Below are 6,374 nucleotides of genomic sequence, written 5' to 3' on the forward strand. Positions count from 1 at the left end.
GAGGTCAGCACCAAGGACAACTACGAGGTCCTGCCGCCCGAGGGCACGGAGACCCGCTTCCACGTCGCCGCCGTCGACCTCGGCATCAAGGCCATGACCCCCCAGCGCCTGGCCGAGCGGGGATGCCGCGTCACCGTGCTGCCCGCCACCGCCACCACCGAGGACATCCTCGCCCTGGAACCGGACGGCGTGTTCTTCAGCAACGGCCCCGGCGACCCCGCCACCGCCGACGGACCCGTCGCCGCCATGCGCGGCGTCCTGGACGCGGGCACACCGCTCTTCGGCATCTGCTTCGGCAACCAGATCCTGGGCCGCGCCCTGGACCTGGGCACCTACAAGCTGACCTTCGGCCACCGGGGCGTCAACCAGCCGGTGATCGACACCGGCTCCGGCCGGGTCGCCATCACCAGCCAGAACCACGGCTTCGCCGTCGACGCCCCCCTCAACGAGCCCTTCGACACCCCCTACGGCCGGGCCGAGGTCAGCCACATCGGCCTCAACGACCAGGTCGTCGAGGGCCTGCGGTTGCTGGACCGACCCGCGTTCAGCGTCCAGTTCCACCCCGAGGCCGCCGCCGGCCCCCACGACGCCGCCGAGCTCTTCGACGCGTTCGTCGACCTGATGTCCGCCCAGCCCGCTCCGGCTGCCAAGTAGCAAGAGGAAGCAGAGCATGCCGCGCCGTAGTGACCTTTCATCCATCCTCGTGATCGGCTCCGGGCCGATCGTGATCGGGCAGGCGGCCGAGTTCGACTACTCGGGTACCCAGGCCTGCCGGGTCCTCAAGGCAGAGGGCCTCCGGGTCATCCTGGTCAACTCCAACCCGGCCACGATCATGACCGACCCGGAGATCGCCGACGCCACCTACGTCGAGCCGATCACCACCGAGATGATCGAGAAGATCATCGCCAAGGAGCGCCCCGACGCGCTCCTGCCCACCCTGGGCGGGCAGACCGCGCTCAACGCCGCCGTCGCGCTCGACGAGGCGGGCATCCTCGACAAGTACGGTGTCGAACTCATCGGCGCCAACATCGAGGCCATCCAGTCCGGCGAGGACCGTGAGAGCTTCAAGGGCATCGTCGAGCGCATCGGCGGCGAGTCCGCGCGCTCCCGTATCTGCCACACCCTGGAGGAGTGCCTGGCCGCGGCCGAGGAGCTCGACTACCCGGTCGTGGTGCGCCCGTCCTTCACCATGGGCGGCGCGGGCTCGGGCTTCGCCCACGACGAGGCCGAGCTGCGCCGCATGGCCGGGCAGGGGCTGGCGCTCTCCCCGACCACCGAGGTGCTCCTGGAGGAGTCCATCCTCGGCTGGAAGGAGTACGAGCTGGAGCTGATGCGCGACGCCAACGACAACGTCGTGGTCGTGTGCTCCATCGAGAACCTCGACCCCATGGGCGTGCACACCGGCGACTCCATCACCGTCGCCCCCGCCATGACCCTCACCGACCGCGAGTACCAGAAGCTGCGCGACATCGGCATCGCCGTCATCCGCGAGGTCGGCGTGGACACCGGCGGCTGCAACATCCAGTTCGCCGTCCACCCCACCACCGGCCGGATCATCGTCATCGAGATGAACCCGCGCGTGTCCCGCTCCTCGGCGCTGGCCTCCAAGGCCACCGGCTTCCCGATCGCCAAGATCGCCGCCAAGCTCGCCGTCGGCTACACCCTGGACGAGATCCCCAACGACATCACCCGGGAGACCCCGGCCAGCTTCGAGCCCACGCTGGACTACGTGGTCGTCAAGGTGCCCCGCTTCGCCTTCGAGAAGTTCCCCGGCGCCGACCCCGCCCTCACCACCACCATGAAGTCGGTGGGCGAGGCCATGGCCATCGGCCGGTCCTTCCCCGAGGCCCTCCAGAAGGCCATGCGCTCCCTGGAGAAGAAGGGCGTGGGCCTGACCTGGGAGGGCGAACCCGGCGACAGGGACGAACTGCTGCGCCTGGCCGCCACGCCCACCGAGCACCGCCTGCGCCAGGTCCAGCAGGCCCTGCGCGCCGGCGCCACCGTCGAGCAGGTCCACGAGGCGACGAGGATCGACCCCTGGTTCGTGGACCAGATGCTGCGCCTGGAGGAGATGGCCCGCGTCCTGGCGGCCGCGCCCAAACTCGACGCCGACCTGCTGCGCGAGGCCAAGGGACTGGGCTTCTCCGACGTCCAGATCGGCCAGATCACCGGCAGGAGCGAGGACGTGGTCCGCGAACTGCGCCACGCCCTGGGCATCCACCCCGTCTACCTGACCGTGGACACCTGCGCCGCCGAGTTCGCGGCCCGCACGCCCTACCTGTACTCCAGCTACGACGAGGAGACCGAGGTCCCCGAGGGCGACCGGCCCAAGATCATCATCCTGGGCTCGGGACCCAACCGCATCGGCCAGGGCGTGGAGTTCGACTACTCCTGCGTCCACGCCTCCTTCGCCCTCTCCGACGCCGGGTACGAGACCGTGATGGTCAACTGCAACCCCGAGACCGTCTCCACCGACTACGACACCAGCGACCGGCTCTACTTCGAGCCGCTCACCCTGGAGGACGTGCTGGAGGTCGTGCGCGCCGAGCAGGCCGCCGGACCGGTCGTCGGGGTCATCGTCCAGCTGGGCGGTCAGACCCCGCTCGGCCTGGCCCGCCGCCTCAAGGAGGCCGGAGTGCCCATCATCGGCACCAGCCCCGAGGCCATCGACCTGGCCGAGGACCGCGGCGAGTTCGGCAAGGTCCTGGCCGACGCCGGCCTGCCCGCGCCCAAGTACGGCACCGCCCACTCCTTCGCCGAGGCCAAGGCCGCCGCGGACGAGATCGGCTACCCGGTCATGGTCCGCCCCTCCTACGTGCTGGGCGGACGGGGCATGGAGATCGTCTACAGCGAGACGATGCTCGCCGACTACATCGAGCGCAACGCCGAGGTCAGCCCCGAGCACCCCGTGCTCATCGACCGCTTCCTCGACGACGCCATCGAGATCGACGTCGACGCCCTCTACGACGGCCGCGACCTGTACCTGGGCGGCGTCATGGAACACATCGAGGAGGCGGGGATCCACTCCGGCGACTCGGCGTGCACCCTGCCCTCCGTCACCCTGGGCAGCGAGGACATCGAGCGCATCCGCTACTCCACCGAGGCCATCGCCCGGGGCACCGGGGTGCGCGGCCTGCTCAACGTCCAGTACGCGCTCGCCTCCGGCGTGCTCAACGTGCTGGAGGCCAACCCGCGCGCCTCGCGCACCGTGCCGTTCGTGTCCAAGGCCACCGCGGTGCCGCTGGCCAAGGCCGCCGCCCGCGTCATGGCGGGGGCCACCGTCGCCGAACTGCGCGAGGAGGGCATGCTGCCCGCCAGCGGCGACGGTGGCGACCTGCCCGTGGACGCCCCGGTGTCGGTGAAGGAGGCCGTGCTGCCCTTCAACCGGTTCATCGACAAGGAGGGCGAGGGCGTCGACACCATCCTCGGTCCCGAGATGCGCTCCACCGGCGAGGTCATGGGCCTGGACGTGGAGTTCGGCGCCGCCTACGCCAAGTCGCAGCTGGCCCTCAACGACTCCCTGCCCGAGCGGGGGCGGGTGTTCGTCTCCGTGGCCAACCGCGACAAGCGCTCGATGATCTTCCCGGTCAAGCGTCTGGCCGACCTGGGGTTCGAGATCCTGGCCACCGAGGGCACCGCCGTGGTCCTGCGCCGCAACGGTGTGCACGCCACCGTGGTGCGCAAGCACAGTGAGGGCAGCGGCCCGGCCGGGGAACCGACCATCGTGCAGCTCATCCACTCGGGCGGCGTCGACCTCATCGTGAACACGCCGTTCGGCAGCGCCGGGCAGGCCGGTCCGCGCCTGGACGGGTACGAGATCCGCACCGCGGCCGTGGTGCGCGGCGTGCCCAGCGTGACCACCGTGCAGGGCCTGGCCGCCGCGGTCCAGGCGATCGAGGCACGGGTGCGCGGCGACGTCGACGTGCGCTCCCTCCAGGAGCACGCGCACACTCTCACCGCCAGCCGGTCCTAGACGGCGTTCGTTCGGGCCGCCGCGTCGCCCGGGCCCCGGTGCTCGCCTCTTCGTCGCCCGCCGTCGCCCGCCGGGGCGCCTTCGGACGTCCTCAGGCGGGCCCGGCGGGCGGCGACGCGGTCGCCCCTCCGGGGAGACGGCCCGTTCCCGCACGGTCCGGGCGTTCCGGCCGGGAGGCGGGAGCGCGGGCACGCCCCTCCGGATCCGGGACCGTGGGCGGTGTGCTGTGGACGGTGTGTGTCCACGGCGTTCCCGCCTATACGGTTGGCGCACAGGCCGACGCAGGAATTCCAGAGGGGGGAGGGCGGCGTCGGGGCCCCGGTCCACGACACCGGCGGCCCCGACGCCACGACCTGATGAGCGACAACGGACCGGTGCAGACCAGGTGTCCCGTGCTGAACGTACGCAGGGTGGACGCCTACTACGCCATCACCGTGGTCGCCCCGGGCATCGCCGAGCGGTTCCGCTCCGGGCAGTTCGTGTCGGTGGCCGTCGGAGGTGACCACTCCAGCACCCTGCTGCGCCGCCCCTTCGCCATCCACGACGTCAAACCCGACTACGGCGGCACTGTCGAGTTCCTGTTCTCGGTGCGCGGTACCGGTACCGCCTGGCTGTCCGAGCGCAGGTCGCGCGACCTGCTGGACGTGGTCGGCCCGCTGGGTCGCCCCTTCCCGCTGCCCCGTGACCCCGTCAACTGCGTGCTGGTCGGCGGCGGCTCGGGCAGCGCCCCGCTGTTCCCGCTCGCCCAGTCGCTGCGCAGGCGCGGCTGCCGGGTGGACTTCGTGCTGGGCGCCGCCTCCGCGGACCGGGTGTTCAGCGCCATCACCGCCCGCCGTATCGCCGAGACGGCCGTCTTCACCACCGACGACGGCTCCTTCGGCACCCGCGGCCGGGTCACCGACGTCCTGGGCGGGGTGATCGAGGACTGCCGCTCCGACGCCGTCTACGCCTGTGGGCCCATGCCGATGCTGCGTGCGGTCACCGCCGTGGCGGGCGGTCACGGCGTCCCCGTCCAGGTGGCGGTGGAGGAGACCATGGCCTGCGGTACCGGAGTCTGCATGACCTGCGTCATCCCGGTGGTGGGGGAGGACGGCATCACCCGCATGGTGCGCTCCTGCGTCGACGGTCCGGTCTTCCGGGGCGAGCAGGTGCGCTTCGACGACGTGGGGTCCATCCCCTTCGACGCGTTGGGCGCCCCGGGGTGGAAGGGCTCCAGTGCGGCCCGTGCCGCCGAGTCGGCCCGCGACATCGCCTGAGGCGTCCGGCCCAGACCACCAGCGAGAAGCGGGGAAGAGAGTGAACACGGACCTCAGGATCCGGTTGGGCGGCTGGGAACTGCCCAACCCCGTGGTGACCGCCGCCGGATGCGCCGGAGCGGGCCGTGAGCTGGCCCAGTTCTTCGACATCGCCTCGATCGGCGCCGTCACGACCAAGTCGGTCATGCTGGAGCCCCACGCCGGGCGCCCGGCACCGCGCATGGCCGAGACGCCCAGCGGGATGCTCAGTACGACGGGCATGCAGGGCCCCGGAGTGGACGTCTTCCTCCAGCGGGACCTGCCCTGGCTCCTCTCCCGCGGCGGCCGGGCGATCGTGTCGGTCGCCGGTGCGGGGGTGAACGAGTTCGGCGAGCTGGCCAGGCGCGTCTCGGCCGCGGACGGGGTCGGCGCGATCGAGGTCAACCTCTCCAGCCCCGACCCGTCCGACCCCTCCGGGCGCCGCTTCGTCGACGACGTCTCCCAGGCCGCGGCGGTGGTGCGCACGGTGCGCTCACACACCCGTTCCGGCATGCCGGTGCTGGCCAAGCTCGCCGCCGACGTCCCCGACGTGGTGGAGCTGGCGACCGCGTGCGTGGAGGCGCGCGCCGACGGGCTGTCCATGGTCAACACGGTGCGCGGCATGGCCGTGGACACCCGCACCCTGCGCCCGGCGGTCGCCGGGGGGATGGGCGGACTCTCGGGACCGGCGATCCGACCGCTCGCGGTGGGGTGCGTCTACCGCGTGCACGAGGCGCTGCCGGACGTGCCCATCGTGGGGATGGGCGGGGTCCGCACGGGCGCCGACGTCGTGGAGTTCATGGCGGCCGGGGCCAGCGCGGTGGCGGTCGGCACGGTCAACTTCTCCGACCCCTCCGCCTGCGCGCGCGTGCTGCGGGAGTTCACCGAGTGGCTGGAGGCCCGGGGGCTGGCCCGGGCGACCGACCTGGTGGGTGCCGCCCACCGGACGGGCGTGGGGGCCTGACGAGCCGTGCGCGCGGCGCGCGAGCCCCCTGACCGGCCTGGACGGCGTTCAGGCGGCGCTGGGCGACCCGGCGTGCACGATTGGTCTCTTACCACTGCCGCGACCGGCGCGTCCCGTCCACGGCCGCCCAGGCGGCCGTGGACGGGACGCGCCGCTTCTCCGC

At 72.2% G+C, this 6,374-nt stretch carries 4 protein-coding genes; all 4 read left to right on the top strand.

Translation table 11 applies throughout. The features are described from left to right. Positions 1–654: carbamoyl phosphate synthase small subunit (locus D455_RS0125060; protein WP_017573413.1), on the top strand; the 654-nt coding region annotated here is incomplete at its 5' end. A 16-nt stretch (positions 655–670) separates the two neighbouring features. Continuing rightward, positions 671–3,973, top strand: a complete 3,303-nt coding sequence (gene carB, locus D455_RS0125065) for a carbamoyl-phosphate synthase large subunit (protein WP_026122959.1) — start codon at positions 671–673, stop codon at positions 3,971–3,973. Positions 3,974–4,329: 356 nt separating this feature from the next. Further along, a complete protein-coding gene (locus D455_RS0125075; RefSeq protein ID WP_017573416.1) occupies positions 4,330–5,229 on the top strand; it encodes a dihydroorotate dehydrogenase electron transfer subunit in 900 nt (299 codons plus the stop codon). Between the two features lie 40 nt (positions 5,230–5,269). Further along, positions 5,270–6,211: a dihydroorotate dehydrogenase gene (locus D455_RS0125080; RefSeq protein ID WP_017573417.1), complete on the top strand. Its 942-nt coding sequence runs from the start codon at positions 5,270–5,272 to the stop codon at positions 6,209–6,211. Positions 6,212–6,374: the final 163 nt, after the last annotated feature.

Origin of the sequence: Nocardiopsis halotolerans DSM 44410 (assembly GCF_000341065.1) — a bacterium.
Classification (GTDB): Bacteria; Actinomycetota; Actinomycetes; order Streptosporangiales; family Streptosporangiaceae; genus Nocardiopsis; species Nocardiopsis halotolerans.

What these genes read in the sequence shown, in the direction of transcription:
- D455_RS0125075 (WP_017573416.1), top strand. Translation starts at nt 4,330, where the DNA reads ATGAGCGACAACGGACCGGTGCAGACCAGGTGTCCCGTGCTGAACGTA.
- carB (WP_026122959.1), top strand. Translation starts at nt 671, where the DNA reads ATGCCGCGCCGTAGTGACCTTTCATCCATCCTCGTGATCGGCTCCGGG.